Source organism: Nocardioides sp. NPDC023903 (assembly GCF_040639295.1).
In the GTDB taxonomy this organism is placed as follows: Bacteria; Actinomycetota; Actinomycetes; order Propionibacteriales; family Nocardioidaceae; genus Nocardioides.
In genome coordinates this window covers 24,413-48,850 of sequence record NZ_JBEZZS010000014.1, presented here as the reverse complement: position 1 = coordinate 48,850, position 24,438 = coordinate 24,413, and the positions used below count along the sequence as shown (strand labels likewise).

28 protein-coding genes are annotated in these 24,438 nt (G+C 69.2%); 16 read left to right on the top strand and 12 right to left on the bottom strand.

Annotation, left to right across the window (positions count from 1 at the left end):
- Window positions 1-341 precede the first annotated feature (341 nt).
- On the top strand, window positions 342-1,772 hold the full coding sequence (dnaB, locus tag AB0F44_RS16225) for a replicative DNA helicase (RefSeq protein WP_350665421.1): 1,431 nt from the start codon (window positions 342-344) through the stop codon (window positions 1,770-1,772).
- 27 nt (window positions 1,773-1,799) lie between these two features.
- Here dnaB and AB0F44_RS16220 read toward each other — a convergent pair whose 3' ends face one another.
- Window positions 1,800-2,855 carry a ferritin-like protein gene (locus AB0F44_RS16220; RefSeq protein WP_357357085.1) on the bottom strand — a complete coding sequence of 352 codons (1,056 nt, stop codon included), beginning with the start codon at window positions 2,853-2,855 and terminating at the stop codon, window positions 1,800-1,802.
- Window positions 2,856-3,013: 158 nt separating this feature from the next.
- Here AB0F44_RS16220 and AB0F44_RS16215 point away from each other — a divergent pair, with 158 nt between their 5' ends.
- Window positions 3,014-3,772 carry an SDR family oxidoreductase gene (locus AB0F44_RS16215; protein WP_357357083.1) on the top strand — a complete coding sequence of 253 codons (759 nt, stop codon included), beginning with the start codon at window positions 3,014-3,016 and terminating at the stop codon, window positions 3,770-3,772.
- A 76-nt stretch (window positions 3,773-3,848) separates the two neighbouring features.
- Window positions 3,849-4,748 carry an RNA polymerase sigma-70 factor gene (locus AB0F44_RS16210; protein WP_357357081.1) on the top strand — a complete coding sequence of 300 codons (900 nt, stop codon included), beginning with the start codon at window positions 3,849-3,851 and terminating at the stop codon, window positions 4,746-4,748.
- A 12-nt stretch (window positions 4,749-4,760) separates the two neighbouring features.
- Here AB0F44_RS16210 and AB0F44_RS16205 read toward each other — a convergent pair whose 3' ends face one another.
- Both AB0F44_RS16205 and AB0F44_RS16200 read right to left on the bottom strand, forming a co-directional pair.
- Entirely contained in the window at window positions 4,761-5,129 is a 369-nt protein-coding gene (locus AB0F44_RS16205; protein WP_357357079.1) for a cupin domain-containing protein, read from the bottom strand.
- Window positions 5,130-5,201: 72 nt separating this feature from the next.
- The gene (locus tag AB0F44_RS16200; RefSeq protein ID WP_357357077.1) at window positions 5,202-5,909 is read right to left on the bottom strand and encodes a GntR family transcriptional regulator; all 708 of its coding nucleotides are present in this window, start codon (window positions 5,907-5,909) and stop codon (window positions 5,202-5,204) included.
- Between the two features lie 121 nt (window positions 5,910-6,030).
- Between AB0F44_RS16200 and manD the strand changes: the two genes are divergently transcribed.
- The 6 genes from manD (at window position 6,031) to eda (ending at window position 12,932) form a co-directional block, all read left to right on the top strand.
- On the top strand, window positions 6,031-7,239 hold the full coding sequence (gene manD / locus AB0F44_RS16195; protein WP_357357075.1) for a D-mannonate dehydratase ManD: 1,209 nt from the start codon (window positions 6,031-6,033) through the stop codon (window positions 7,237-7,239).
- 6 nt (window positions 7,240-7,245) lie between these two features.
- Window positions 7,246-8,715 (top strand): mannitol dehydrogenase family protein, encoded by a 1,470-nt coding sequence (locus tag AB0F44_RS16190; protein ID WP_357357073.1) that lies wholly within the window; start codon window positions 7,246-7,248, stop codon window positions 8,713-8,715.
- A 107-nt stretch (window positions 8,716-8,822) separates the two neighbouring features.
- Window positions 8,823-10,196 carry an MFS transporter gene (locus AB0F44_RS16185; protein WP_357357071.1) on the top strand — a complete coding sequence of 458 codons (1,374 nt, stop codon included), beginning with the start codon at window positions 8,823-8,825 and terminating at the stop codon, window positions 10,194-10,196.
- Window positions 10,193-11,239 (top strand): L-idonate 5-dehydrogenase, encoded by a 1,047-nt coding sequence (locus AB0F44_RS16180; protein ID WP_357357069.1) that lies wholly within the window; start codon window positions 10,193-10,195, stop codon window positions 11,237-11,239. Before AB0F44_RS16185 ends, AB0F44_RS16180 begins: the two co-directional genes overlap by 4 nt.
- Window positions 11,236-12,249, top strand: coding sequence for a sugar kinase (locus AB0F44_RS16175; RefSeq protein WP_357357067.1), 1,014 nt, complete (start codon window positions 11,236-11,238; stop codon window positions 12,247-12,249). The genes AB0F44_RS16180 and AB0F44_RS16175 overlap by 4 nt, the downstream gene beginning before the upstream one ends.
- Window positions 12,246-12,932 carry a bifunctional 4-hydroxy-2-oxoglutarate aldolase/2-dehydro-3-deoxy-phosphogluconate aldolase gene (eda, locus tag AB0F44_RS16170; protein ID WP_357357065.1) on the top strand — a complete coding sequence of 229 codons (687 nt, stop codon included), beginning with the start codon at window positions 12,246-12,248 and terminating at the stop codon, window positions 12,930-12,932. Before AB0F44_RS16175 ends, eda begins: the two co-directional genes overlap by 4 nt.
- On the opposite strand, the gene AB0F44_RS16165 is transcribed toward eda, so the two are convergent.
- Complete coding sequence (locus AB0F44_RS16165) at window positions 12,927-13,529, bottom strand: TetR/AcrR family transcriptional regulator (protein WP_357357063.1); 603 nt, start codon at window positions 13,527-13,529, stop codon at window positions 12,927-12,929. The genes eda and AB0F44_RS16165 overlap by 6 nt on opposite strands.
- Window positions 13,530-13,617: 88 nt before the next feature.
- Here AB0F44_RS16165 and AB0F44_RS16160 point away from each other — a divergent pair, with 88 nt between their 5' ends.
- A complete protein-coding gene (locus tag AB0F44_RS16160; RefSeq protein ID WP_357357061.1) occupies window positions 13,618-14,481 on the top strand; it encodes a DUF1992 domain-containing protein in 864 nt (287 codons plus the stop codon).
- Here the strand turns inward: AB0F44_RS16160 and AB0F44_RS16155 are convergent.
- The gene (locus AB0F44_RS16155; RefSeq protein ID WP_357357059.1) at window positions 14,478-14,918 is read right to left on the bottom strand and encodes a hypothetical protein; all 441 of its coding nucleotides are present in this window, start codon (window positions 14,916-14,918) and stop codon (window positions 14,478-14,480) included. The genes AB0F44_RS16160 and AB0F44_RS16155 overlap by 4 nt on opposite strands.
- A gap of 75 nt (window positions 14,919-14,993) precedes the next feature.
- Window positions 14,994-15,635, bottom strand: a complete 642-nt coding sequence (locus AB0F44_RS16150) for a methyltransferase domain-containing protein (RefSeq protein ID WP_357357057.1) — start codon at window positions 15,633-15,635, stop codon at window positions 14,994-14,996.
- Between the two features lie 108 nt (window positions 15,636-15,743).
- Between AB0F44_RS16150 and AB0F44_RS16145 the strand changes: the two genes are divergently transcribed.
- Complete coding sequence (locus AB0F44_RS16145) at window positions 15,744-16,712, top strand: cyclase family protein (RefSeq protein ID WP_357357056.1); 969 nt, start codon at window positions 15,744-15,746, stop codon at window positions 16,710-16,712.
- 92 nt (window positions 16,713-16,804) lie between these two features.
- A complete protein-coding gene (locus AB0F44_RS16140) occupies window positions 16,805-17,509 on the top strand; it encodes a type II CAAX endopeptidase family protein (protein ID WP_357357054.1) in 705 nt (234 codons plus the stop codon).
- Between the two features lie 4 nt (window positions 17,510-17,513).
- Here the strand turns inward: AB0F44_RS16140 and AB0F44_RS16135 are convergent, their stop codons facing one another.
- Both AB0F44_RS16135 and AB0F44_RS16130 read right to left on the bottom strand, forming a co-directional pair.
- Window positions 17,514-18,425, bottom strand: coding sequence for an NAD(P)H-binding protein (locus AB0F44_RS16135; protein ID WP_357357052.1), 912 nt, complete (start codon window positions 18,423-18,425; stop codon window positions 17,514-17,516).
- A gap of 9 nt (window positions 18,426-18,434) precedes the next feature.
- Window positions 18,435-18,818, bottom strand: coding sequence for a pyridoxamine 5'-phosphate oxidase (locus AB0F44_RS16130; protein WP_357357050.1), 384 nt, complete (start codon window positions 18,816-18,818; stop codon window positions 18,435-18,437).
- 107 nt (window positions 18,819-18,925) lie between these two features.
- Between AB0F44_RS16130 and AB0F44_RS16125 the strand changes: the two genes are divergently transcribed.
- Complete coding sequence (locus tag AB0F44_RS16125; RefSeq protein WP_357357048.1) at window positions 18,926-19,597, top strand: enoyl-CoA hydratase-related protein; 672 nt, start codon at window positions 18,926-18,928, stop codon at window positions 19,595-19,597.
- A 7-nt stretch (window positions 19,598-19,604) separates the two neighbouring features.
- Window positions 19,605-20,225 carry a helix-turn-helix domain-containing protein gene (locus tag AB0F44_RS16120; protein WP_357357046.1) on the top strand — a complete coding sequence of 207 codons (621 nt, stop codon included), beginning with the start codon at window positions 19,605-19,607 and terminating at the stop codon, window positions 20,223-20,225.
- On the opposite strand, the gene AB0F44_RS16115 is transcribed toward AB0F44_RS16120, so the two are convergent.
- Window positions 20,206-20,811 carry a TetR family transcriptional regulator gene (locus AB0F44_RS16115; RefSeq protein ID WP_357357044.1) on the bottom strand — a complete coding sequence of 202 codons (606 nt, stop codon included), beginning with the start codon at window positions 20,809-20,811 and terminating at the stop codon, window positions 20,206-20,208. The two genes, AB0F44_RS16120 and AB0F44_RS16115, sit on opposite strands and share 20 nt — an antisense overlap.
- A gap of 99 nt (window positions 20,812-20,910) precedes the next feature.
- Here AB0F44_RS16115 and AB0F44_RS16110 point away from each other — a divergent pair, with 99 nt between their 5' ends.
- On the top strand, window positions 20,911-21,624 hold the full coding sequence (locus tag AB0F44_RS16110; protein ID WP_357357042.1) for an SGNH/GDSL hydrolase family protein: 714 nt from the start codon (window positions 20,911-20,913) through the stop codon (window positions 21,622-21,624).
- 3 nt (window positions 21,625-21,627) lie between these two features.
- On the opposite strand, the gene AB0F44_RS16105 is transcribed toward AB0F44_RS16110, so the two are convergent.
- A complete protein-coding gene (locus tag AB0F44_RS16105; RefSeq protein WP_357357040.1) occupies window positions 21,628-22,674 on the bottom strand; it encodes an NAD(P)-dependent alcohol dehydrogenase in 1,047 nt (348 codons plus the stop codon).
- A 32-nt stretch (window positions 22,675-22,706) separates the two neighbouring features.
- On the bottom strand, window positions 22,707-23,165 hold the full coding sequence (locus AB0F44_RS16100; RefSeq protein WP_357357038.1) for a MerR family transcriptional regulator: 459 nt from the start codon (window positions 23,163-23,165) through the stop codon (window positions 22,707-22,709).
- Window positions 23,166-23,269: 104 nt separating this feature from the next.
- Here AB0F44_RS16100 and AB0F44_RS16095 point away from each other — a divergent pair, with 104 nt between their 5' ends.
- The gene (locus tag AB0F44_RS16095) at window positions 23,270-23,662 is read left to right on the top strand and encodes a DUF1801 domain-containing protein (protein ID WP_357357037.1); all 393 of its coding nucleotides are present in this window, start codon (window positions 23,270-23,272) and stop codon (window positions 23,660-23,662) included.
- Between the two features lie 21 nt (window positions 23,663-23,683).
- Here AB0F44_RS16095 and AB0F44_RS16090 read toward each other — a convergent pair whose 3' ends face one another.
- The gene (locus AB0F44_RS16090; protein WP_357357035.1) at window positions 23,684-24,436 is read right to left on the bottom strand and encodes an SDR family NAD(P)-dependent oxidoreductase; all 753 of its coding nucleotides are present in this window, start codon (window positions 24,434-24,436) and stop codon (window positions 23,684-23,686) included.
- Window positions 24,437-24,438 lie beyond the last annotated feature (2 nt).

Sequence of the window (24,438 nt, the reverse complement as noted above, 5' to 3'; positions counted from 1 at the left end):
ACGGGCTGCGTACTTTCTTTTGTCCACAGCCTATGGATAGTAAAATTGCAGGTCAGGCCGCCTTTACCAATCCGGTGGAAGCAGTTATGCACAGGCAGTTCCCCAGGCTGTTCACATTGACCAGGGTGTCGTCCACCGCTATCCCCTGGTTATCCCCAGGGCCTGTGGATAACCCTCTGTCGCCGATGTGGTCTGCGACGTAGGGTCGCGGAGACTTGAGGGTGTCGTCGACGGTCGGCCCGGAACTGTGCGAACAGAACTGTCGGTGCTCACCCGTAGCGTGGCACCGAATCGACCGAGATCACGCCGCGACGATCCGCAGACCACGGAGGGGCAAGGGAATGAGCGTCACTGAGACCGGCTCGATGGGCGGTCCGGGCGACTTCCCGGAGCCGCCGTTCGAGGAGTGGGGCGACGGCCCCGCGGCGTACGAACCGGGCAACGCCCCGCGCGCGGTCAACGACCGCACGCCGCCGCAGGACATGGCTGCCGAGCAGGCTGTCCTCGGTTCGATGCTGATCTCGAAGGACGCGATCGCCGACGTCTCCGAGACGCTGCGCGGCACCGATTTCTACCGCCCCACGCACGAGACCATCTACGACGCGATCATCGACCTCTACGGTCGCGGCGAGCCCGCTGACATGGTCACCGTCGCCGACGAGCTGCGCCGCAAGGCTGAGCTGGAGCGCATCGGTGGCGCCCCTTACCTGCACACGCTCGCCTCCAACGTCCCGATCGCCGCCAACGCGGGCTATTACGGCGAGATCGTCCGGGAGAAGTCTGTCCTGCGCCGCCTGGTCGAGGCTGGCACCAAGATCGTGCAGATCGGCTACGCCGGCGAGGGCGAGGTCGACAACATCGTCGACGAGGCCCAGGCCGAGGTCTTCAAGCTCACCGACAAGCGCTCCGGTGAGGACTACTCCCCGCTCGCCGACATCATGGACGGCGTCCTCGACGAGATCGAGGCGATCTCCAACCGCGAGGCCGGCCTCTACGGCGTACCCACCGGCTTCGCCGACTTCGACGAGCTCACCAACGGCTTCCACGGCGGCCAGATGATCATCGTCGCGGCGCGACCTGCGATGGGTAAGTCGACGTTGGCTCTCGACTTCTGTCGTGCCGCCTCGATCCACAACAACCTGACCAGCGTCTTCTTCAGCCTGGAGATGAGCCGCTCCGAGATCACCATGCGTCTCCTCTCGGCGGAGGCCAAGGTGCCGCTCAACCACATCCGCAACGGCAACATGTCCGACGACGACTGGAACAAGCTGGCGCGCAAGATGGGCGAGGTCTCCAGCGCGCCGATGTTCATCGACGACAGCCCCAACATGACGATGATGGAGATCCGGAGCAAGGCCCGAAGGCTCAAGCAGCGTCACGATCTCCGGCTCATCGTGATCGACTACCTCCAGCTGATGAGCTCCGGCAAGAAGGTCGAGTCCCGTCAGCTCGAGGTCTCCGAGTTCTCCCGCCAGATCAAGCTGCTGGCCAAGGAGCTCGAGGTCCCGATCATCGCGCTGTCGCAGCTCAACCGTGGTTCCGAGCAGCGCGCCGACAAGCGCCCGGCCGTCTCCGACCTCCGTGAGTCAGGCTCGCTGGAGCAGGACGCCGACATGGTCGTCCTCCTCCACCGTGACGACGTCTATGAGAAGGAGTCGACCCGCCCCGGCGAGGCCGACGTGATCATCGCCAAGCACCGTAACGGCCCCACCCGCGACCTCGTCGTCGCCTTCCAGGGCCACTACAGCCGCTTCGTCGACATGGCCCACTGATTCCGGCGGGATTGGCAGGGCCGCGCTTCAGTTCCGTTGCTCGGGTGGCACGTACTCGAAGGACGGACCGGCGGTCGTCTTCCCGTCGCCGGTCGGCATCTTCATCAGCGCCAGCGCCTGCTTGCGGAGTCCGAACATGGCGCCGACGGCGTCCTGCATCTGGCTGGGATCACCGTTGAAGGCCTGCTCGAGGAGGTACAGAACCAGGCTGTAGGTCTGGTTGAACTCCTCCTGGGCGACGCGGATCGGGCTGCCCTCCGGGTAGTCGGCGGTCCGCGGGTTTGGCCGCATCGGCAGCACGCCGTCGAAGTCGATCGCGATCTCCTTGCCGGTCGGTCCGGACTGCGGTGTGTCACCGGTCTGGTAGCGGCGGCCCAGGAGGAGCTCTTGGAACCGGTAGTAGTGCGCGACCTCGTCCCGGTCGGGGTGGAAGACGTCGCGGTCGCCGTCCCACACGTTCGTACGCGCGGCACCCTCGCCCTGCTCGACGATCTCGGCCAGCGCGGCCAGCGCGGCCGACGCGGACTTCAGGTCGACGACCGGCAGGACTTCGCCGCCTCCGCCCCTGAGGTGGAACTCGCCGATCTGCCGGGCCGGGTCACCGCTGAACACCTGCTCCTCGCCCAGCTGGTCACACAGCGTGCGCAAGCCGGCCTCGATCGCGGCGTAGAACTGCCCGATCGTCCGATACTCGTCGCTCTGCGGCGGCGCGTCGACGGAAGCAGGCTGCTCGATGCGTAGGAACAAGTCGAGCGCTTCGGGCCCGAACGGGACGAGATGGACGTGCACGGACCGGTCGCCGTGGGGCAGCGGATGGGGGTACGCCGGCAGCAGCTCCGGCGCGTCGAGCTTGGGAGAGCCGCCGACGGCGTTGAGCAGGTTCGCGGCCAGCGCCAGATGGATCATCTCCTCGGCGAGGACCGTGCCGACGACCTGGGCCGCCTCGGGGTTGCGGGCCGGGTCCAGGGAGTAGAGCGCGCACAGGTAGGGCGGAATCGTCGCGTGCTCGAGCTCGATCGCCCACTGCAGGTGGCGGCGGAGATCGTCGATCGTGTCGATGGCGTGGGCGCCTGGGGTGTCCATTGGGGTACCTCGGTTCGTCAGGTCGGTGTCTGCAATCAGGACCGGACCAGCCCTCGGTTTGTGACAGCCGGACCTTCTGTCACAGATCGGAGGCCTGTCCGGTCGTGACTGGTGAGCGACGTTCCGGAGCGGCCGGGACGCGGGATGGAAGGAACACCATGAAGATCGTCGTGATCGGCGGAACTGGTCTCATCGGCTCGAAGCTCGTCCGCAAGCTGGGCGAACACGGCCACGAAGCGGTGCCCGCCTCTCCCGACTCGGGGGTCAACACTCTGACCGGCGAAGGGCTGGCCGAGGTGCTGGAGGGCGCTCAGGTCCTGGTGGACGTCTCGAACTCGCCCTCGTTCGCCGACGACGCCGTGCTGGACTTCTTCCGTACGTCCACCGGGAACCTCCTCGCCGCCGAGGATAAGGCCGGGGTAGGACACCACGTGGCGCTGTCGGTGGTCGGGACCGAACGTCTCGCCGAGAGTGGCTACTTTCGCGCGAAGATCGAGCAGGAGAGGCTCATCAAGGAGTCCGGACGGCCGTACTCGATCGTGCACGCCACGCAGTTCTTCGAGTTCGTGGGCAGCATCGCCCAGGCGACGACCGAGGGAAATACCGTCCGTCTCTCGGATGCGCGGATCCAGCCCATCGCCGGCGAGGACGTGGCCGCCGCGGTTGGTCGAGTCTCTGTGGGCACACCGTTGGACGGCACCGTCGAGGTGGCCGGTCCCGAGCAGTTCGGTCTCGACGAGCTGATCCGCACCGGGCTGACCTACCGCGGCGACGCCCGTGAGGTCGTCACCGACCGGGAGGCACGCTACTTCGGGGCCCTGCTGGACAAGGACATGCTCCTGCCCGGTCCCGACGCGCAGCTGGCGGCCACCCGGTTCGCCGACTGGCTGCCGCTGAACCCGCCGCCGGCGAAGTGAACCCGGCAGCCCGCCAAGAGCATCTAAAGTTTGGCGGGTGTCGGACGGTGATCGAGAGACGACGGTAGGGCGTGGGATGACGGCTTCCGAGGTGCGTGACCTCGGCGGCGTGGAGGATCTCGAGGCGGCCACGGCTGTCTTCACGCAGGCGCGGCCGCGTCTGTTCGGGATCGCGTACCGCATGCTCAGCAGCGTCACCGAGGCCGAGGACCTGCTGCAGGACGTCTGGTTGCGCTGGCAGGCGTACGACCGGTCCATGGTGGCCAACCCGGAGGCGTTCCTGGCGACGACCACCACCCGGTTGGCCATCAACGTCCTGCAGTCGGCGTGGAAACGGCGCGAGACCTACATCGGGCCGTGGCTGCCCGAACCGGTCGACACCGAGGCCGACCCATACCTCGGTGCCGAGCGGGCCGAGGCCCTCCAATTTGCGTCCCTGCTGCTGATGGAGAAGCTCACCCCCAACGAACGCGCCGCCTACGTGCTGCGAGAGGCCTTCGATTACTCCTACGCGCAGATCGCGGACATCCTGTCCTCGACCGAACCAGCCGTACGTCAGCTGGTCAGCCGGGCACGCAAGCACATCGCCGGCGAGCGGCGCGCCCCGGTGGCCGCGGCCGAGCAGCGGGAGCTGCTGACCACGTTCCTCACCGCTGCCCGCGTGGGCGACCTGACCGCGTTGGAGCGGCTCTTCACACCGGACGTGACCAGCCTGTCCGACGGCAACGGCCGGAGGGGTGTCGCCCGTACGCCGGTCGTGGGCGTGGAGCGGGTCGCGAAGTTCCTCAAGGCGATCTCCACCTGGTTCTGGGACGGCGTCGAGATCCGGTGGGCGACCACGAACGGACAGACTTCCGCCTTGCTGGTCCGCGACGGCTCCGTGTACGGCCTGATCACCGTCGGCGCCACCGCCGACGGCATCGATCAGGTGCTCTGGCTGGTCAACCCCGAGAAGAACGGAGCCGTCGCGGACTGAGCCCCGGTCAGCTCAGCTCCGCGACCAACCCTTCGCCCGGAGCTCTTCGTCGGCCACGAACTCGAGCATCGGCTTGCCCGGTTCGCAGAGCATGGTGACGGTGAACCGCACCGGGATGTCGTCGCGGTTGTTGCCGTCCTGATAGTAAATGACGTCGCCACCCGGCTCCCAGAACGTCTCGCCGGCACGGACGACCCGCGGTGGCTCGCCCTCGAGCTCGAACACCATCTCTCCCTCCAGCACGTAGCCGAAGGCCGGCCCGGAGTGGCGGTGCGGCGGGGTGCCGGGGTCGCCCGGCGGGTACTCGATGACGATCGTCATCGCGTGTGCCCCCTCCGGGATGAAGGGCGGTTTCGCTTCTTGAAGCACGGTCAATGACATGGGAGTCCTCCTCGATGAACGGTGCACTCGATAGACCGGACAGCGACGCGATCTGTGACTCCCGAGCCCGAATCACTCCCAGACGGCCACGCTGCGCCTGACGGGCACCTTGCCGTCGTCGGTGACGAAGAGTTCCGGCGAGCGCTGGCGGACCTTCTCGATGTCCTCGAAGACGAGCCGCAGGTGGACGCGCATCGCGTCGCGTGCCGCGCTGAGGTTGCCGGTCCTCACCGCGTCGAAGATCTCCCGGTGCTGGAGGACGAACGGTTGTGGGCTCGTCTCGTAGAGCCCCAGCCGACGGGCCCGGTCGAGGTGGCCCTTGGCTGCTACGACGGTGGACCATGCGCGCCCGTGGCCGCTCAGGCGCAGTAGCCCGTGGTGGAAAGCCTCGTCGAGGTTGAAGAACTCCTCGTTGTCGATAGAGGGTGAGGACTGGCGCTCGAGGTTGGTCTCCAGGTCGGCGACGATGTCGGGGTCGAGGTGGTCAGGGACATCGTCGAGGGCAGCGAGCTCGACGGCCTCGCGGAGGAACTGCGCGTCGGTGACGCTCTCCTGGTCCACCCGCGAGACGAAGGAGCCCACCTTCGGGAAGACGCGGACCAGACCCTCTTCGGCGAGCAGGATGAGGCTCTCGCGAACCGGCGTGCGGCTGACTCCGAGGGCAGCCGCGAGGTCGTTCTCGGACAGGGGAGTGCCGGGCGGCAACTCCAGGGTCAGCACCTTGCGTCGCAGCGTCTCGTAGACGATCCGCCGGTTGGACCGTTTGGTGGCTTCCCCCATGCCCTCAGTCTAGGGCCATCGATGCCCACTGACACACATGTGACGGTTGACACAGCCTGGATGGCAGTGCTTGCATACAAGCACTGCACACAACGTGATGAAGGAACGAGAGAGGTTGTCCATGGCCAAGATCGAGCGTGCCGAGGTCTTCATCGCCTCCCCAGGCAGGAACTTCGTCACTCTGAGGATCACCACCTCAGACGGAGTCACCGGCTTGGGTGACGCGACGCTCAACGGTCGCGAGCTGGCCGTCGCCAGCTATCTCCGTGACCACGTGGTCCCGCTCCTCGTCGGGCGCGACCCCGACCGCATCGAGGACATGTGGCAGTACCTGTACCGAGGTGCCTACTGGCGGCGCGGCCCGGTCACGATGACGGCCATCGCCGCGGTGGACACCGCCCTGTGGGATATCAAGGGCAAGATCGCCGGCCAGCCGGTCTACCAGCTGCTCGGCGGCCGGTGCCGGGACGGCGTGATGGTCTACGGCCACGCCAGCGGGGCCGACGTACCCGCCCTCATCGACGACGTGGCGCGCTTCCGCGACCAGGGCTTCAAAGCGATCCGGGCGCAGGCGGCGGTGCCGGAGATCGGGGGCTCCTACGGCGTACGCAAGGGCAGTGTTTACGAACCGGCCGCCACGTCGCTGCCCGACGAGCAGCCCTGGTCCACCGAGGCGTATCTCGACTTCGCCCCCACCTACCTCGAGGCGGTACGCGACCGTTTCGGGTTCGACTTCCACCTGCTCCACGACATCCACCACCGGCTGACCCCGATCGAGGCCGCACGGTTCGGGAAGAGCGTCGAGGAATGTCGACTGTTCTGGATGGAGGACCCCACTCCCGCAGAGAACCAGGATGCATTCCGGCTCATCCGGCAGCACACCACGACGCCCGTCGCCGTGGGGGAGGCGCTCTCCTCGATCTGGGACGTCCAACACCTCATCACGGAGCAGCTCATCGACTACGTACGCACCACCGTGGTCCACGCCGGCGGCATCACCCACCTGCGCAGGATCTTCGACCTGGCCGCGCTCTACCAGGTCCGCACCGGTTCCCATGGCGCCACCGACCTGTCGCCGGTGACGCTGGCCGCAGCCGTGCACGTCGATCTCTCCGTGCCGAACTTCGGCATCCAGGAGTGGATGCCGCACGTGCGGGAGACCATGGAGGTCTTCCGTAGCACCGTCTCCTACTCCGACGGAATGCTCGATGTCGCGGAGGTGCCCGGCCTCGGTGTGGAGTACGACGAGAAGGCGGCCGAGCGGTTCCCGTACGACCCGCGCTATCTACCCGTGGCGCGTCGCCTCGACGGCTCCGTCCACGACTGGTGACCTGACATGGACCGCCTCTCCCTGCGCACCCTCACCCGGCTCGCCCCCGAGCAGCGCCCGCGCGTCGACCCCCGCGAGCTCAAGCCACGGATACTCCACTTCGGGCTGGGCGCCTTTCACCGGGCCCACCAGGCGGAGTACACAGAGGAAACCGCCGCCCGCTCCAGCGACGGCCGTGGCATCGTCGCGGTCGTGCCCCGCCAGGCAGGTCTGGCGGACCAGGCAGGGGCGCAGGACGGCCTGTTCTCGCTCACGACGCTGGCCGCCGGCGCCCGCCCTGCGCGTGTCGTCGGCTCGGTCGTGCAGACCCTCGAAATGCAGCGTCAGGGAGGGGCAGTCGATGCCCTCATGGCCGCCCCCGAGCTCGCGACCGTCACGATCACCGTCACCGAGAAGGGCTACGCCCGCCGTCCCGGCGGGGGCTTGGACCGCAGTGCCCCGGGTATCGAGCAGGACATCGCCGCCACGGCTGGCGCCGGACCGATGACCACGGTCGTAGGGCGGCTGGCCTCCGGACTGCTCGAGCGGTTCCGCGGCTCGGGTGCCGCCATCGACCTGGTCTCCTGCGACAACACCGCGGGCAACGGAGCCGCGCTGCGCGGGGTGCTCGGTGACTTCGTACGTGCCTCGAGCTGGCCCGAGCGCGAGGCGTTGCTGGAATGGTTCGATTCCTCGGTCGGGTGCCCCGACACCGTCGTCGACCGGATCGTGCCGGCCCCCACGTCGGCCGATCTGGACGCCGCGTCCAGCGCGCTGGGCCTCCGCGACGACCTCGCTGTGGTCGGGGAGCCCTACCGTCAGTGGGTCCTCGAGGACGCCTTCCGGGGTGACCGCCCGCAGTGGGAGCTCGCGGGAGCCCTCTTTGTCGACGACGTACGTCCCTATCAGCAGACCAAGCTGCGACTGCTCAACGGCGCCCATTCCGCGCTCGCCTATCTCGGTCTCGCTGCCGGACGCACGACCGTGGCCGACGTGATGGCCACCGACTGGGGCGAGCGCCTGGTGCGCTCGCTCGGCGATGAGGTGGGCCCGACGATCGCCGGCGGCCCGGACAAAGAGGAGTACGCCCAGGCACTGGTGACCCGTTTCGCCAACCCCGCTGTTCGGCACCGGCTCCAGCAGATCGGGAACGACGGCTCGCTGAAGGTCGGCGAACGTTGGTTGCCCGCGCTACGGCAGCTCCGCACTGCCGGGGCTTCCACCACCACCCTGGAGCTGGCGCTCGCGGCATGGGTCAACGCGACCCGGCCGTCGGCAGACGGCTCCTCCCCCCGAAGCCCCGCGGCCCTCCGGTTCGGCACCACCGACCCGGCCGCTGCCGCACTTGCGGCGTGCTGGGGCGCCGGTGACCCAACGACGGTCGTTGCGCGCCTCCTGCGCACCATCGATGCCGACGACGTCGCCGAGGACCCGGCGATCGTCGACGCGATCACCTCCCGCCTGCCCGCTCTGGCGGCTGGACGCATCGAGATCTGAGGAATCACCACCCGGTCTACGGCTTAGACCGCGACATCCCGGGGCGAGCCGCCCCCGGGGTCGACACGCGACCGCATCGGCGGTCCAGAATGCAAGGAGTACTACCGATGGTGGACACAGACATGACGCCAGAAGGCATAGCGACCAAACGCTCGACCCGGGACCTCACCCGGGCAGCGGTCTCCGGCTGGCTCGGCACGGCTATGGAGTTCATGGACTTCCAGCTCTACTCACTGGCCGCGGCCATCGTCTTCAACCAGATCTTCTTCCCCGACGTCAGCCCGGCCATCGGCCTCATCGCGGCGATGGCCACCTACGGCGTCGGGTACGTCGCTCGGCTCGCCGGGGCCATCTACTTCGGGCGGATGGGCGACCGCATCGGCCGCCGTCGGGTGCTGTTCCTCACCATCGCCCTGATGGGCGCGTCGACGACCCTGATCGGTGTCTTGCCGACGTACGCCCAGGTCGGCCTCCTGGCCCCGATCCTCCTGGTGGCCCTCCGGCTCATCCAGGGCTTCGGTGCCGGCGCTGAGATCGCCGGCGCGACGGTGATGCTCGCCGAGTACGCGCCGCCGAAGCGCCGCGGTCTCGTCGCCTCACTCGTCTCGCTCGGTACCAACTCCGGCACCCTGGCGGCGACGGCTCTGTGGACCGTGCTGCTGGCGGTGCTCTCTGAGGAGCAGCTGCTCTCGTGGGGTTGGCGCATTCCCTTCCTGCTCAGCTTCGTGCTGATGCTGTTCGCGGTGTGGGTGCGCACTCACGTCAAGGAGAGCCCGGTCTTCGACGCGCGACCGGACGTCGTGGACGGTGTCGCACTCTCCAAGGCGGAGGTGCAGGAGGTGGCCGACAAGAGTGTCCTGGAGGCCGCCCTCGAGCAGCGCAAGGGCAAGGCCTTCGCGCTCGCGCTTGCCCTCCGCTTCGGCCAGGCCGGCAACTCGGGCCTCATCCAGACCTTCCTTGTCGGCTACATCGCCACCACGCTCCTGCTGGACAAGGAGGTCGCGACAGAGGCGATCATGTACGGCTCCATCGCCGGCTTCGCGACCGTGCCGCTGGTCGGCGCGTTGGGCGATCGGTTCGGTCGGCGCACCATCTACATCGCGCTCTCCCTGGCCACGATCGTCTTCGCCTTCCCGATGCTCCTGCTTGTCACGGGCGGTACAACTGCGGGCCTGATGTTCGGCATGATCGCCGGTCTCAACATGGGCGTCCTCGGCCTCTTCGCGTTGGAGAGCGTCACCATGGCCGAGCTGTTCGGTGCGCGCACCCGCTTCACCCAGCTCGCCCTGGCCAAGGAGATCGGCGGGATCCTGGCCACCGCCATCGGCCCGGTCATCGCGGCCTCGCTGACTGCGGCCACGGGCAGCTGGTGGCCGATCGCGGCCATGCTCATCGTCTACTCCACGATCACCCTCGTCGCCGCGGCGGTGGCGCCGGAGACCCGCGGCCGTGACCTGGTCCGACTCGAGGACGCGGCGTGAAGGCCGTGGTCGTCCACGGCGCCGGCGACGTCCGCGTCGAGCAGCGGCCGGACCCGCTGCCCGAGCCGGGTGAGGTGGTCGTGGCGATGGAGTGGGGCGGGATCTGCGGCTCCGATGTGGCCTACTGGCGCCACGGCGCCTCCGGCACTGCGGTGCTGAAGCGGCCGCTCGTGCTGGGCCACGAGGTGGCCGGCCGGGTCGCCTCCCTGGGCCGGGGTGTCGCCGGGGTCGAGGTCGGGCAACCGGTGACTGTCCACCCCGCCAGCCCCGCCGCCGGGTCGGTCCTGCCGACCCGGCTGGCGGGCCGGACGAACCTCCACTCCCGGGTCCGCTACTTCGGGTCGGCGGCCTTCGACCCGCACACCGAGGGAGGTTTCAGCCAGTTCCGCGCTGTGCCCGTCGACCAGCTGCGACCGCTCCCGGAAGGCGTCTCCACCCAGCAGGGCGCACTGGCGGAGCCGCTGGCCGTCGCCCTGCACGCCGTCGGTCGCGCCGGTGACCTGATCGGCCGCGACGTCGTGGTCAACGGCACCGGGCCCATCGGCGCGCTGGTCGTCGCCGCGGCGAAGCACCGCGGTGCCCGCTTCGTCACTGCGGTCGACGTCTCCGACGTCGCCCTCGCCGTGGCCAAGGAGCTCGGGGCGGACGAAGTGCGCAACCTCGCTGCAGGTGACGCCCTCCCTGAGGACGCCGAGCTCGTCTTCGAGGCCTCCGGCGCCGCTGCTGCGCTCGGTGGCGTTCTCCGTGCCACGGCTCGGGGCGGAACCGTGGTGTCCGTGGGCAACCTGCCCGGCTCTGCGGTGCCGGCCGTGCTCGGCGACCTGGTCACGCGCGAGATCACGTGGATCGGCTCCTATCGGTTCGTCGAGGAGATGACCGATGCCCTCGACGCCCTGGCCGGTGGGCTCGACGTCTCGGCATTGGTCACTCACCGCTTCGACCTCGCGCACGCTGAGGAGGCGCTCGCCACGGCCGCCAGACAGGACAGCGGCAAAGTGCTGCTCCGTCTCACCGACGGTTCGTGCGAAGGGAATGCCTCGTGAGCCGGCCTGCCCACGTCGTCACCCTCGGCGAGACCATGGGGCTGATCGAGATGGAGACCTCGGCACCCGTGACGACCGGCATTGGGCAGTCCCTCCGCTTCGGCGGGGCCGAGACCAACGTGGCGATCGGGCTGAGTCGCCTCGGCGTACGTTGCACCTGGCTGAGCCGGCTCGGTGACGACGCGCTCGGTGAGTACGTCGAGCGGCAGCTCATCTCGGAGGGCGTCGTCGTCCGTGCGGCGAGGGACCACCAAGCCCCCACCGGCCTGATGCTCAAGGAGATGCACGGCGGTCGACCCGTCCGGGTCCGCTACTACCGAAGCAGTAGCGCCGCCTCTCGGCTGAGTGTCGCCGACGTGGCGGAGGCCGGCAACCGGGCTGCGATCGAGGCCGCCGACGTACTCCATGTCAGTGGGATCACGGCCGCGCTCGGCCCAGGTCCCGCAGCCGCCCTCGTACGCGCCATCGAACTCGCGCGAGCGTCGGGCACGACCGTGTCCTTCGACGTCAACCACCGGGCGTCGCTGTGGTCCGACGAGCAGGCGGCTCCGGCCCTTGCCCGCCTGGTCGCCGCGGCGGACCTGGTCTTCGCCGGTCAGGAGGAAGCCGCGCTGGTGCTTGGCACCGTCGCGGGGGAGGCCTCTTTCGAGCGTGCTGAAGAGCTGGCCGACAGACTGCGCAGCCTCGGCCCGGCCACCGTCGTGATCAAGCTCGGTGCGCTCGGAGCGCTCGCGGTGACCCGCGATGCGGTCCATCGGGCACCCACCGCGCCGGTCGACCCGATCGATCCCGTCGGCGCTGGCGACGCGTTCGTCGCCGGCTACCTCGCAGAGTTCGTGTCGGGCCGTGAGGAGGCCGAGCGACTGGCAACCGCGAACCGCACCGGCGCGGAGGTCTGCTTGGTGCATGGCGACTGGGAGGGCCTCCCGACCCGAGCCACCTTGGCCCGGCCCCTCACGCCCCCGCGAGCGTCGGCCGCCGCCGGACGTCGGGCGGAGGTCGTGCGATGACCGCACCACCCGCTGACTCTCTTCCGGCCGCCGACAGGTCGGCTCTCTGCGTGCTCGCCCACTGCCCCGTCGTACCTGTGCTCGTCATCGACGACGCTGGCGACGCGGTGCCGCTCGCGGACGCACTGCTGGCCGGGGGCGTAACAGTGGTCGAGGTGACGCTGCGGACACCTGCCGCGGAGGAGACACTCCGCCGGATGGCAGCCGTCACCGGGCTGCTCGCGGGCGCAGGCACGGTGGTCACGCCCGCCCAGGTAGACCTCGTGGCAGCGGCGGGTGCCGGGTTCGTGGTGAGCCCAGGACTGTCGGTCGAGGTGGTCGACCGCTGCCGCAACCACGGGCTACCCGTCATCCCCGGGGTGGGCTCGGCGACCGACTCGATGGCCGCGGTCGCGCTCGGGCTGGAGGCCGTGAAGCTGTTCCCTGCCGACCTGCTCGGCGGAACCGCGGCGGTACGCGCCCTCGCCGGACCATTCCCCGACCTGCGGTTCCTGCCGTCAGGCGGCATCGGTCCTGACACCATGGCCGACTACCTCGCACTACCGTCCGTCGGGGCCGTCAGCGGGTCGTGGATCGTCGAACCTGAGCTGATCCGTCGCCAGGACTGGCCCGAGGTAACCCGCCGAGCTCAAGCCGCCCTCCGGCTGGCGGCCGACGCAGGCCGGGTCGGTCGGCCGTCATGATGCGGGCGAGAAGAGCTGGTCCAGGTGCTGGTCGATGGCCGCGAGCACGGCCTGGGGTTCGACCACGCCGAGCTCCAGCAACGGCGTGAATCCGGTCAACGAGAGGATGAGGTCCGTCTCGATTGCGACGTTGCGGTCGGCGGGGATGTGTCCGTCGGCCATCGCTTCCCGGATGAGGCGCTCGACCAAGCCGCGACCCTGGCGCAGACCGACGCTGGCCACCTCGCGCAGCTCGGGGTCGTGCAGTGCTTCGAGGACGTACGCGGCGTTCATCCGGCTGGTGGCGCGGGTATCGGGGTGCAGCGGGAGCATCTCGGTGAGAACCACCCGCAGCACGTCGCGGGGGTGTGGCGGCTGGTCGAGACCGGTCAGGCCGCGAGCGACTCGGCCTGACGTCTGTTCAGAGGCGAACTCCATCGCGAAGGTCAGCATCGCGATCCGGGACGAGAAGTAGTGCTGAAGCTGCCCGAGAGAGACCTCCGCCTCGCGGGCGACCTCGCGCATGGTCGCTCGCGGCCAGCCCTGTTGCTCGACCACCCGCCACAACGCGTGGGCGATCGCCTCTCGTCGCTCCTGATGGTCGACCTGCTTCGGCATCGCCCGATCCCTCCCTCGTTTCAATACGCGTGACATAATACACGTGACTTATATCAGCAAGTCGATGGAGCGAAGGTGACGAATGGTGATGGCCCACGACCCGTACGCCTTTGCGATCGACGACGCGGTCGCTGTCGCCCTCCTCGCCGACTTCCAGATCCGGAAGGCGATCGCGCGCGGCGACTTCGACGACCTGCCCGGCAGTGGTGAGCCGATCGACCTGCCGGACCAGCACGACCCGGAGTGGTGGATCAGGAGTCTCATCGAGCGTGAGCACGTCGCGCTGCTGCCACCGTCGATCCAGCTCCGCAAGGACGATGCCGCGCTGGACGCGCGCCTGGATCAGCTGGCAGACGAGAAGGCCGTACGTCGCGAGATCGACGACTTCAACGCCCGCGTGATCAGCGCACGCTATGAACCGCCAGCAGGGCCGCCGCTGATCACGATGCCTCGCGACCCCGACGTCACTGTTGCCGAGTGGGCCGACCGTCGCGCGGCCCGCCGCAGGAAGCCTCGCGAAGCGGAAGCCACGGGTGATCGGCGACGTCGTCGGTTCGGCTCTTCCGTCGCGACTGAGCGCCTCGGCAGGCGTTACGCTCCCAATGTGGCCGACCTCGATGGCGTCGAAGACCGGATCTGGGCGCTCCTCGCCCGTTACCGCAACGAGCTCGAGGACGCGACGATCTACGGGATGCCGTCGTTGCGCTGGCCCGGTTCCGGCGCCCATGACTACTTCGCCGCGGTCAAGCGAAGCGCGCAGAAGGTGAGCCTCTACGCGATCGCCGTCGACACCTGGCCGGAGGCGCTCGAGGGATCGTCAGAGGCGTTCCGCAAGCGGCGTACGGGCAAGGCGACCTTCTCCTTTCCCACCTTGGACGAGGAGATGGCCGCCGAGCTCGAAGGGTTCTTGGAGCGGCTCTACCAGCGCTACCGCGAGCATCACGCCGGCTAGCGGACCGCTCGCTTCACCAGCTCGGTGAGCTTCTCCTCGACGGCGGGGGTCATGGTGGAGACGGCGAAGACGGTCGGCCAGATGTCGCCGTCGTCGAGGTTCGCCCACTCCTGGAAGCCGACCTCGGCGTAGCGCATCTTGAACTTCCCGGCGCACTTGTAGAACGCCACGACCTTGCCGTCGGAGTTGGCGTAGGCGGGCATGCCGTACCAGGTCTTGGGGGCGAGGTCGGTCGCGTGCGTGGTGACGATCCGGTGGAGCGTCTCGCCGATCGCGCGGTCGTTGTCGTCCATCGCCTCGATCTTCTCGAGGCAGTCAGCGAGGTCGGCCTCGGCCTTCTTGCTGCCGGTCCCACGCTTGGCGGCCGTCCTGCGCTCGGCGGCGGCCTCCTTCATGGCGGCCTTCTCTTCCTCGGTGAACGTCGTGCTCTTCGCCATCGATCTTTCCTTCCTATCGGGTCCGTTGAGACGAGCCTAAGGACGCAGAGGCTCCGTACGCTTCTTCGTTCCTGATCAGTCGGAGAGAGGCTTGCGGGCGAAGACGATCGCACCCGGGACCTCGTCGTCGGGCCGCATGAGGAGCTCGGCCTCGATGTCGAACCCGGCCTCGCGAAGCCACCGGGAGATCTGCTCGGGCGTACGGCGGTGGGTGTCGACGCCGATCGGGCGCCCGGTGTATCCGGTGGTCGAACGCTGAGTCTCGTCACCGACGTGGAACCCGACCAGCACCGAGCCGCCGGGCCGCAGGACCCGCCGGAACTCCTCGAACACTCCGGGCACCGCCGGGTCGGGGATGTGGATGACCGACCAGAAGGCGAGTACGCCGCCGAGAGACCCGTCCGCCAGCGGCAGATCGGTCATCGATCCGACCTCGAACCCGAGATCAGGATGGTCCTGCCGGGCGATGGCGATCATCTCGGGGGAGAGGTCGATCCCGAACGCGTCCACGCCGAGGTCGTGGAGGTGCCGGGTGACATAGCCCGGGCCGCAGCCGACGTCGGCCACCGGCCCGCCCTCGCGCACAGCCTCGGCAAACACTGACAGACCCGCGCGCAGGTACGGCCGATCGTCCAGCAGGCCGCGTACCTTCTCGGCGTAGCCGGCGGCATCGGTGTCGTACGACTCGCGGGTCTCGTTCAGCCAGTTGTCGGGCATCGAAAAATGACTCTAGGGCACGGCGAAGCGCGAGATACTGAGGCGAGCCGCGTGGGGGCACGGCATCCAGCCGGTCTGAGATACGAACGGACATCACCATGACCACGCATGACCGCCCGAGCAGGGCTGAGCTCCACGACCGGCCCGGACCGCTGCGGGGCACCCTCCTGGGAGCTCTTCGAGGACCCGTGGCGCGGCACGCCGTCGTTCGCGGACGAGGAGTGCGTGGTGGCCGCGGCCGGTCTCGTCCAGCTCGGCGAGACCTTCGGGCTGGACTACCCGATCAACGCGTTCATGCCCGGGATGTCCAGGGCCGAGAAGCCGGCCGAGCACGTCATCTACGGCAACGATCCGGCTCACCGCGCCGACTACCTCGACGGCTACTACCTCCAGTCCTCGACCCAGGTCGACGGGCTGCGGCACCGGCGGGCCGACGACGTCGGGTTCTACGCCGGCACCGCCGACGAGCTGGTCATCCCGGGGACCGAGGAGATCGGCATCCAGGTCTGGGCCGACCGTCCCATCGTCAGCCGGGGAGTCCTGGTGGACATCGCCGGCCTTCTCGCCCGGCGCGAGGAGATTCTCGATCACGAGGCCGGCCAGTCGATCCCGTACGACTACATCGACCAGGCGCTCACCGCGCAGGCGATCGAGCTGCGTGCCGGTGACATCGTCATGCTCCACACCGGGTGGTGCGAGTGGTTCCTCGAGCTCACCGCCGAGAAGAAGCTGGCTCAGCAGGCCCTCGGCCGCGCCACGGGCATCGAGCAGAGCGAGGAGGTGCTCGACTGGGCCTGGGACTCCGGTCTCGCCCTGCTCGCAGCGGACACCTTCGCAGTCGAGTGCCTGCCTGCCGTGCCCGGTTCGCCCTTCGTCCAGTCGGCGCCGAACGACCGCGGCCTGATGCACCAGGAGTTCCTGGCCAAGCTCGGCATGCCGCTCGGTGAGCTGTGGCGGCTCGGGCCGTTGGCACGCCGCATGGACGCGCTGCAGCGGTGGGAGGCCTTCCTCAGCGTCAAGCCGCTCAACGTCACCGGCGCGACCGGCTCACCGGCGAACGCCGTCGCGATCATCTGACGGCTCGTCGATCGGGTGCCGCCCCGATCCGGTGTGATTGTCTTGCTGGCCACGTACGTTGGACGCAGCCGTCACTGGAGCGAGGGGGTGCCGTGCGCAGCTGGGTGCGCAGGTCCTTGTGGGACGTCGTGCCGCGCGATCACCGTCAGAGCGACGCCGGCCTGCGGCGCCGCCAGTCGGTCACGGTCGGATTCGTGGTGCTCGGTGCGCTGGTGCTCGGCGTATCGCTCCGCATCGAACCAGGCAGCGTCTGGTTCTATCCGGCGACCTTCGCCCTAGCCGGAGTGTGGGCCGTCGGCGCATTCGCGTCAGGGCCGCTGCATCTCGGACGGATCGGCGCGTGGCGGCAGCAGGAGGGCAGGCGGCGGCTCGTCCGCCCGGTGCTGCCGCCGATCCTGCTCGGTCTGGGCCTGGCCGCCATCTTTGTCATCGGCGGTCTCGTCGTGCGCGAGATCCCGTGGCTGGACCGGCAGGTGCGCTCGGTGCTCGACTTCGCCGACCAGGGCTCGCTCCCGATCCTGGTCGTGGTGACTGCCGTCAACGGGGTGGCGGAGGAGCTCTTCTTCCGGGGGGCGGTCTATGCCGCCCTGCCTCGCCATCCGGTCGTCTGGACGTCGGTGGCCTACGTGATCGCGACCCTGGCGACCGGCAACGTGATGCTCGCCTTCGCCGCGATCCTGCTCGGGGTCGTGGTCGGGCTCGAGCGGCGTGCGTCCGGTGGCGTACTCGCGCCGATCCTCACCCACTGTGCGTGGTCCCTGTCGATGCTGCTGGCGCTGCCGCTGCTCTTCGGCTGAGGTCTCAGACGCCCTTGCCCTCGGCCAGCCGCTCGGCCAGGGCGCGTCGCACGGCCTCGCGATAGGGCAGCGGCTCGCCGGGTACGACCTCGAGGATGCGCCGGTCCTGTGCGACCACCTCGGTCGTCATCGAGTCGATCAGGTTGCGCCCCGTCGTCAGGTCGATGTCGGTCACCAGTGCCAGCCAGTACGACGACAGCCGCGGCGTCAGGACCGGCACCGGGACGACGGGGATCGTCCGGCCGGTGGCCACCTTGGAGGCGGCGGTCAACATGTCGAGGTACGTCATCGCCTCGGGACCGCCGATCTCGAAGACCTCGCCGATCGCGTCCTCGTGGTCGATGACACCGGCGAGATAGCGGATCACGTCGTCGACGGCGATGGGCTGGGTCCGGGTGGCGGTCCACCTCGGCACCACCATGGCCGGGAGGTTCTTGACCAGTTGCCGGGTCAGCTCCCAGGAGACGCCGCCGTGGCCGACGACGATCGCGGCCCGCAGCACCGTGACCGGGACGCCGGCCTCGCCGAGCAGGGCCTCGACCTCGCGCCGAGAGCGCAGGTGGGGCGACAGGTCCCCGTCATCGTCGCCGAGCCCGCCGAGATAGACGATCTGGCGCACTCCGGCCTGGGCCGCGGCGGCCCCGAAGGAGCGTGCGGCCCGGGCGTCGCGCTCCTCGAAGTCTTCGTGATCGAGCGAGTGCACCAGATAGACCGCCACATCGACCCCGTCGAGCGCGGCCGACAGGGTGGTGGGGTCGTTGACGTCGGCGCCCACCGGTTCGCCGGGGCCGTCGTAGTCGTCCGGGCGCCGGGTCATCGCACGCACAGTGGTGCCGCGTCGGGTCAGCTCCGCGACCAACCGTCGACCGATGAAGCCGGTCGCGCCGGTGACGAGCACGGTGGGCGAGGTCTCCATGGTTCGAGCCTACGGATCGGACGGGTCGATCGGCCGGCAGTCCTGCCCGCAGCCGTCCTCGGAGACCGGCCCGGAAGCGTGCGATGCCGGCCGATGCAGCACGGCACCGGTCGGCGTCACGACGACATCGGAGCCGTCGAGGTGGCCGGTGCCGTCGACGATCAGCGCATGGTCGCGCGGCGTCAGCGGGGCGTACGTCAGGGTGAGCACCGGGTTGCTGGCGAGATTCGCGCGGGTGCCGCCGCCGGGATCAGAGATCCGCAGTGCCGAGCCCTCCACGACCGGGTCCACGACCACGACCTTGATCCGCTCGCCCGCGGTGGTCAGCAGGAAGCCGCTGCCGAACCGCTCGAGGGTCGAGGCGAGATCGGGCAACGCGACCGGGATGCTCATGTCCCTCACCTTAGTCCGGGCGGGATTTCAGAGCGCTGCTCTGTTACTGTCGGGGGCAGCCAGACCCGGCGGCACGACGTACGGGTCTCGAACGAAGGAGCAGCAGCGTGGTCACCATCTCCAGCGACGGACCGGTATGGACACTCGACCTCGGGGACGACGAGAACCGCTTCTCGCCTGACTGGCTCGAGGCCGTCGGCTCAGCGCTTGACCAGATCGAGTCGACGACCGAGCCGGCGGTGCTGGTCACGGTCGGTGGCGGCAAGTTCTACTCGAACGGGCTCGACCTGGAGTGGCTGGGGCAGAACCTCGACCAGCACGACACGTACGTCGCCCGGGTCGAGGACCTCTTCGCCCGCCTCCTCACGTTGCCGGTCCCGACGGTCGCCGCGGTCAACGGGCACGCGTTCGGCGCGGGCGCGATGCTGGCGATGGCGCACGACTACCGCGTGATGCGTGAGGACCGCGGCTACTTCTGCTTCCCCGAGGTCGACATCCACATCCCGTTCACCGTGGGGATGAACGCCCTCGTCACCAGCAAGCTGACCCCGCGCACGGCGCTCGACGCGATGGCGACCGGGCGGCGCTTCGGCGGAGGTGACGCCGCGGCAGCGGGCATCGTGGACGCCACCGCCTCGTCGGAGAAGCTGCTCGAGACGGCCACAGGCTTCGTACGCGACCTCGCGGGCAAGGACCGCGCCACGCTGGGCACGATCAAGGCCCGGATGTTCGCGGACGTCGTCAAGGCGCTCGGCGCCGGCAACGACGACTCTGCCTGATCCCGTCATGGGGCGTCCACGGCAGTACGACCTCGCCGACCTCCTCGGGCATGCCCGGGACCTCTGGATCGAGCGCGGGGTCGACGGCCTGACGATCCGGGCGCTGAGCTCGGCGTCGGGTGCGTCCAACGGGGCGGTCTACCACGCGTTCGGATCCCGCGACGGCCTCCTGGCCCGGGTCTGGGCCGAGGAGGCCGGGCGCTTCCTCGCGTTCCAGCGCGACCGAGTGGCGGAGGCGATGTGCGAGGGCGACGCCACCGCGGCGATCGTCGCGGCGGCGCTCGCCCCCGCGGCGTACGCGAAGGACGACGAGGACGGCGCCCGGCTCCTGCTGGCCGCCACCGCGGACGATCTGCTGACCTCAGAGCTCGACGAGGAGGGACGTACGCAGCTCCTCCAGCTCCAGAAGGAGCTCGGCGCCCTCCTTGTCGAGCTCGCCTCCGCCCTGTGGGAGCGAGGCGACCGTGCGGCGGTCACGATCGTGCGTCACTGCGTCGTCACGCTGCCGGGAGCACTGCTGCTGAAAGCCGACCGCATCACCGACCCGCTCGCCCAGCACTCGCTCGAGCACGCGGTCCGTGGCATCGCGGCCGCGCCACCAGCCGGACCTACTCCGGGACCCCGATGATCCGCTGCATGCCCTGAAAGGCGCGGTCGGCGGCCCGGGAGTCGCCGTGGAGGAGACGGGCCGGGGTGATGAACGAGGCGAGCGACTCGAGCCCGAACACGACCGACTCGATGTCGGTGTCCTCGGGCAGATCGCCGGCCGCGACAGCGGTGGTGAGGTCGGCCCGCAACGTCTCCCGCCACTGGTTGCGGCCCTCGAGCAGCTTCTCGTGGACGGCGCCGTCGCGCCCGTCGTAGTCGTAGGTCACCTGGGTCATCAGGCATCCGCCGGGGTAGCCGGGGTCGGCGGCGTACTCCGTCCAGGCGTCGCATGCGGCCAGGAGTCGGGGGAGACCTCGCGGGAACCGCTTGACCGTCTCCCAGACCCGGGTGCGGAAGTCGGAGAAGACCAGCTCGACCGTCTCCAGCTGAAGTGCCTCCTTGGTGCGGAACTGGCCGATCACCCCGGACTTGCTCATCTGGACGACCTCCGCCAGCCGCCCGATCGTGACGCTGTCCAGTCCCTCGACCGACGCCAGGTCGGCGGCTGCCTTGACCACGCTCCGTCGGGTTTTGAGTGCCGCCTGGGCGGATGCACGTCCTGCCATGCCGACGAGTTTAGCGCACGATCGAACTCTATTGCATAACGTACGATCGTGCGCTTAATCTGATCGTGTGCCCGGCCCCGTCCATGAAGGAGGCACCCGATGACCGAGACCCGCGAGCTGCCCTGCAACTTCGATCTGGAAGCTGCAGATCCCTACTGCACCGACCCCGAGACCGCCGCCGAACGACTCCGACACCACTCGTGGAGCCGTTTCGCCGTGCTGGGCGACAGCGTCACCGCCGGCGTGCGTGGCCCGCTCGACGGCTACCGCGACGAGTCCTTCGCCGAGCGCCTGGTGAGTGCGCTGGCGAGCACCCGCCCCGGCTTCGAGGCGGTGAATCTCGCCGTCCCGTACCTGACCATCTCCGAGATCCGGGAGGTACAGCTCGAGCCGGCCCTGGCTTTCGCGCCCGACGCGGTGCTCATCAGCGCCGGCGGGAACGACGCCTTCAATCCGTACGACCCGGACCGGCTGCGCACGGAGCTCGAGCTGCTGCTCCGGCCACTGGCTGAGAGCGGTGCCGAAATTCTCACCGTCGGGCTCTTCGACCTCGCCCGGTCCGGGCTGGTGAGGGCCGAGGAGGCCGCGGACATGGCCGAACGGTTCGACACCCTCGACCGGATCACCGCGGAGACCACGCGGAGCCTGGGCGGGATCCACATCGACACGCACCACCACCCGCTGGCCGCTGATCCGGACATCTACGCCCGCGACCGCATCCACGGCAACGCCCGCGGCCACGCGGTCGCGTTCGCGGCCATCGTCGACGCGCTCGACCGGCCGGGAGGGCGAGACCCGCTCGCCCTCCCGTAGTGCTCAGCCGAGGGTCGCGGTGTCGATCACGAAGCGGTAGCGCACGTCGGAGGCCAGAACCCGGGCGTACGCCTCGTTGATCTGGTCCGCCGAGATCACCTCGACCTCGGAGCCGATGCCGTGCTCGGCGCAGAAGTCGAGCATCTCCTGGGTCAGCTCGATGCCGCCGATCATCGAGCCGGCGAAGTTGCGGCGGTTGGTGATCAGCGAGAATACGTTGACGCTCAGCGGCTCCGCCGGGGCGCCGACGTTGACCATGGTGCCGTCCACGGCGAGCAGGCCGAGGTACGCGTCGAGGTCGATCTTCGCGCTGACGGTGTTCACGATCAGGTCGAACGAGCTGGCCAGCTCGTCGAACGTCGCCGGGTCGGAGGTCGCGAAGTAGTGGTCCGCGCCGAGGCGCAGCCCGTCCTCCTGCTTCTTCAGCGACTGCGAGAGCACGGTGACCTCGGCGCCCATCGCGTGGGCGATCTGGACGCCCATGTGGCCCAGCCCGCCCAGGCCGACGATCGCGACCTTCTTGCCCGGGCCGGCGCCCCACTTCTTCAGGGGCGCGTACGTGGTGATTCCGGCGCACAGCAGCGGCGTCGCGGCCGCCGCGTCCATGCCCTCGGGCACATTGAGCGCGAAGTGGGCGTCGACGACGACGTGGGTCGAGTAGCCGCCCTGGGTGAACGAGCCGTCGCGGTCCTTCGCGGCGTACGTCCCGACCCCGCCGCCGGGGGTCGAGCAGTGCTGCTCGTCGCCGTTGCGGCAGTTGTCGCACTCGCGGCACGAGTTCACGAAGCAGCCGACGCCGACGCGGTCGCCGACCTTGTGGTTGGTCACCGACGAGCCGACCTCGGTGACACGGCCGACGATCTCGTGGCCCGGGACGACCGGGAACGGCTGCGGGCCCCAGTCACCGTTGACGGTGTGGATGTCGGAGTGGCAGATGCCGGCGTACTCGATCGCGATGAGTACGTCGTCGGCGCCCACCTCACGGCGCTCGATGGTGATCGGGGCCAGCGGCTCGCCGGCGGAAGGTGCTGCGTACGCGTTGACGCGCATGGGTGTCTCCTGAGTCTGAGATGGGTGGTGGATCAGTGGTTCTCGCGGCTGCGGATCTGGTCCGCCAGGGTGTGTGCCTGCGCGCCGATCTCCTCGGCACGGGCCTGCTCGCCGGCGGCGACAGCGCGCCAATAGTCGGTCTTGAGACCGACGTACCGCTGCCGCAGCTCGAGGTTCTCCGCCTCGCGGGCGAGGTGAGCGGCGTGCTCGGTGAGCATGTCGATCTGCTCGGCGGCACCGTCGCTGCCGAGGCGACTGTTGGCGACGTACGTCCGCATGTCGTCGATCGAGAGGCCGATCGCGGCAAGGCAGGCGACGCCGGTCAGCTGGTCCAGATCGGTCTCGTCATAGACCCGATGGCCGCTGCTGGCGCCGCGGCTGACCGGCGAGATCAGCCCGATCGTCTCGTAGTAGCGCAAGGTGCTGGCCGGAAGTCCGGTCAGCGTCGCCACCTCTCGGATCGTGTACGTCCGAGTCGTTGATGCAGTCACGCCAATGACGCTAAGAACTTCAAGTACTTGAAGTCAAAGGGATGATTTATCGACATGTGTATTTGGCTTGCCGGGCGCCTGCGGGCCGGGCGTACATTGCGATCATGGCCATCCGCACCCATGCCGGCGTCGACAGCTACCTCGACGGTCTGCCGGAGTGGCAGCGCGACATCTGCCGCGATCTGCGCGAGATCATCCACGACGCCGACCCGGAGATCGAGGAGACGATCAAACGGACGGTCCAGCCCTACTTCGTGCTGCAGGGCAACGTGTGCGCGCTGCTCGCCACCAAGGACCACATCAACCTGTTCCTCTACGACCCGACCGTCCCCGACCCGGCCGGGATCATCAACCAGGGTCACGGCAACGCCACTGGGCGAGCCATCCAGATCTACCGGGACGACCCGATCGACCGTCCGGCGCTGACCGAGCTGCTGCGCGCCATCGTGGCCAACAACCGGGCCGGTGGCTGGCGCCGCCTGCAGAAGGGCTCCTGAGACCGGCGGCGCCAACCGTGGTCAGTGCATGTGCGACCCGCCGTTGACGTCGTACGTCACGCCCGTGATGTAGCCCGACTCCGGCCGGCACAGGAAGGTGATCAGGTCGGCGACGTCCTCGACGCGGCCGTTGCGCCCGACCGGGATGCCCTCGATCAGCTTCGCCTTGCGCTCGCCCTCCAGGGCGCCGCCGGTGATGTCGGTGTCGATCAAGCCCGGGGCGACCGAGTTGACCGTGATCCCGTGCGGGCCGACCTCGCGGGCGAGCGCCTTGGCGAAGCCGAGCTGTCCGGCCTTCGCGGCGGAGTACGCCACCCCGCCGAAGACCCCGCCGCCGCGCTCGGCGGAGACGGAGGAGAGGAAGACGACGCGGCCGAAACCGCGCTCGACCATGCCGGGGGCGACCCGCTGCGTGATGTTGAAGGCGCCGCGTACGTTGACCGCGAAGACCCGGTCCCACTCGGCGGCGCTGACCTCGAGGAAGGGGATCGGCGAGGTGATGCCGGCGTTGTTGACCAGGGCGCCGACGGGTGCGGCGGAGCGCTCCAGCTCGGCGACGGCGACCTCGACGGAGGACTCGTCGGTGACGTCGCAGGCCAGGCCGTGGGCAGCGACCCCGTGGCGGTCGGCGATCTCGGTGGCAGTCTCCTTGGCGGCGACCTCGTCGAGGTCGAGGATGGCGACGTCCCAGCCGGCAGCGGCGAGGGCGTGGGCGGTGGCGCGGCCGATACCGCGACGGGAGGCGGCTCCGGTGACGATGGCGGTGCGGGACATGG

Excerpts from the sequence above, each read along its gene's own strand:
- dnaB (WP_350665421.1), top strand. The coding sequence starts at position 342 with ATGAGCGTCACTGAGACCGGCTCGATGGGCGGTCCGGGCGACTTCCCG.
- AB0F44_RS16220 (WP_357357085.1), bottom strand. The coding sequence starts at position 2,855 with ATGGACACCCCAGGCGCCCACGCCATCGACACGATCGACGATCTCCGC.
- AB0F44_RS16215 (WP_357357083.1), top strand. The coding sequence starts at position 3,014 with ATGAAGATCGTCGTGATCGGCGGAACTGGTCTCATCGGCTCGAAGCTC.
- AB0F44_RS16210 (WP_357357081.1), top strand. The coding sequence starts at position 3,849 with ATGACGGCTTCCGAGGTGCGTGACCTCGGCGGCGTGGAGGATCTCGAG.
- AB0F44_RS16205 (WP_357357079.1), bottom strand. The coding sequence starts at position 5,129 with ATGTCATTGACCGTGCTTCAAGAAGCGAAACCGCCCTTCATCCCGGAG.
- AB0F44_RS16200 (WP_357357077.1), bottom strand. The coding sequence starts at position 5,909 with ATGGGGGAAGCCACCAAACGGTCCAACCGGCGGATCGTCTACGAGACG.
- manD (WP_357357075.1), top strand. The coding sequence starts at position 6,031 with ATGGCCAAGATCGAGCGTGCCGAGGTCTTCATCGCCTCCCCAGGCAGG.
- AB0F44_RS16190 (WP_357357073.1), top strand. The coding sequence starts at position 7,246 with ATGGACCGCCTCTCCCTGCGCACCCTCACCCGGCTCGCCCCCGAGCAG.
- AB0F44_RS16185 (WP_357357071.1), top strand. The coding sequence starts at position 8,823 with ATGGTGGACACAGACATGACGCCAGAAGGCATAGCGACCAAACGCTCG.
- eda (WP_357357065.1), top strand. The coding sequence starts at position 12,246 with ATGACCGCACCACCCGCTGACTCTCTTCCGGCCGCCGACAGGTCGGCT.
- AB0F44_RS16165 (WP_357357063.1), bottom strand. The coding sequence starts at position 13,529 with ATGCCGAAGCAGGTCGACCATCAGGAGCGACGAGAGGCGATCGCCCAC.
- AB0F44_RS16160 (WP_357357061.1), top strand. The coding sequence starts at position 13,618 with ATGGCCCACGACCCGTACGCCTTTGCGATCGACGACGCGGTCGCTGTC.
- AB0F44_RS16155 (WP_357357059.1), bottom strand. The coding sequence starts at position 14,918 with ATGGCGAAGAGCACGACGTTCACCGAGGAAGAGAAGGCCGCCATGAAG.
- AB0F44_RS16150 (WP_357357057.1), bottom strand. The coding sequence starts at position 15,635 with ATGCCCGACAACTGGCTGAACGAGACCCGCGAGTCGTACGACACCGAT.
- AB0F44_RS16145 (WP_357357056.1), top strand. The coding sequence starts at position 15,744 with ATGACCGCCCGAGCAGGGCTGAGCTCCACGACCGGCCCGGACCGCTGC.
- AB0F44_RS16135 (WP_357357052.1), bottom strand. The coding sequence starts at position 18,425 with ATGGAGACCTCGCCCACCGTGCTCGTCACCGGCGCGACCGGCTTCATC.
- AB0F44_RS16130 (WP_357357050.1), bottom strand. The coding sequence starts at position 18,818 with ATGAGCATCCCGGTCGCGTTGCCCGATCTCGCCTCGACCCTCGAGCGG.
- AB0F44_RS16120 (WP_357357046.1), top strand. The coding sequence starts at position 19,605 with ATGGGGCGTCCACGGCAGTACGACCTCGCCGACCTCCTCGGGCATGCC.
- AB0F44_RS16115 (WP_357357044.1), bottom strand. The coding sequence starts at position 20,811 with ATGGCAGGACGTGCATCCGCCCAGGCGGCACTCAAAACCCGACGGAGC.
- AB0F44_RS16110 (WP_357357042.1), top strand. The coding sequence starts at position 20,911 with ATGACCGAGACCCGCGAGCTGCCCTGCAACTTCGATCTGGAAGCTGCA.
- AB0F44_RS16105 (WP_357357040.1), bottom strand. The coding sequence starts at position 22,674 with ATGCGCGTCAACGCGTACGCAGCACCTTCCGCCGGCGAGCCGCTGGCC.
- AB0F44_RS16095 (WP_357357037.1), top strand. The coding sequence starts at position 23,270 with ATGGCCATCCGCACCCATGCCGGCGTCGACAGCTACCTCGACGGTCTG.
- AB0F44_RS16090 (WP_357357035.1), bottom strand. The coding sequence starts at position 24,436 with ATGTCCCGCACCGCCATCGTCACCGGAGCCGCCTCCCGTCGCGGTATC.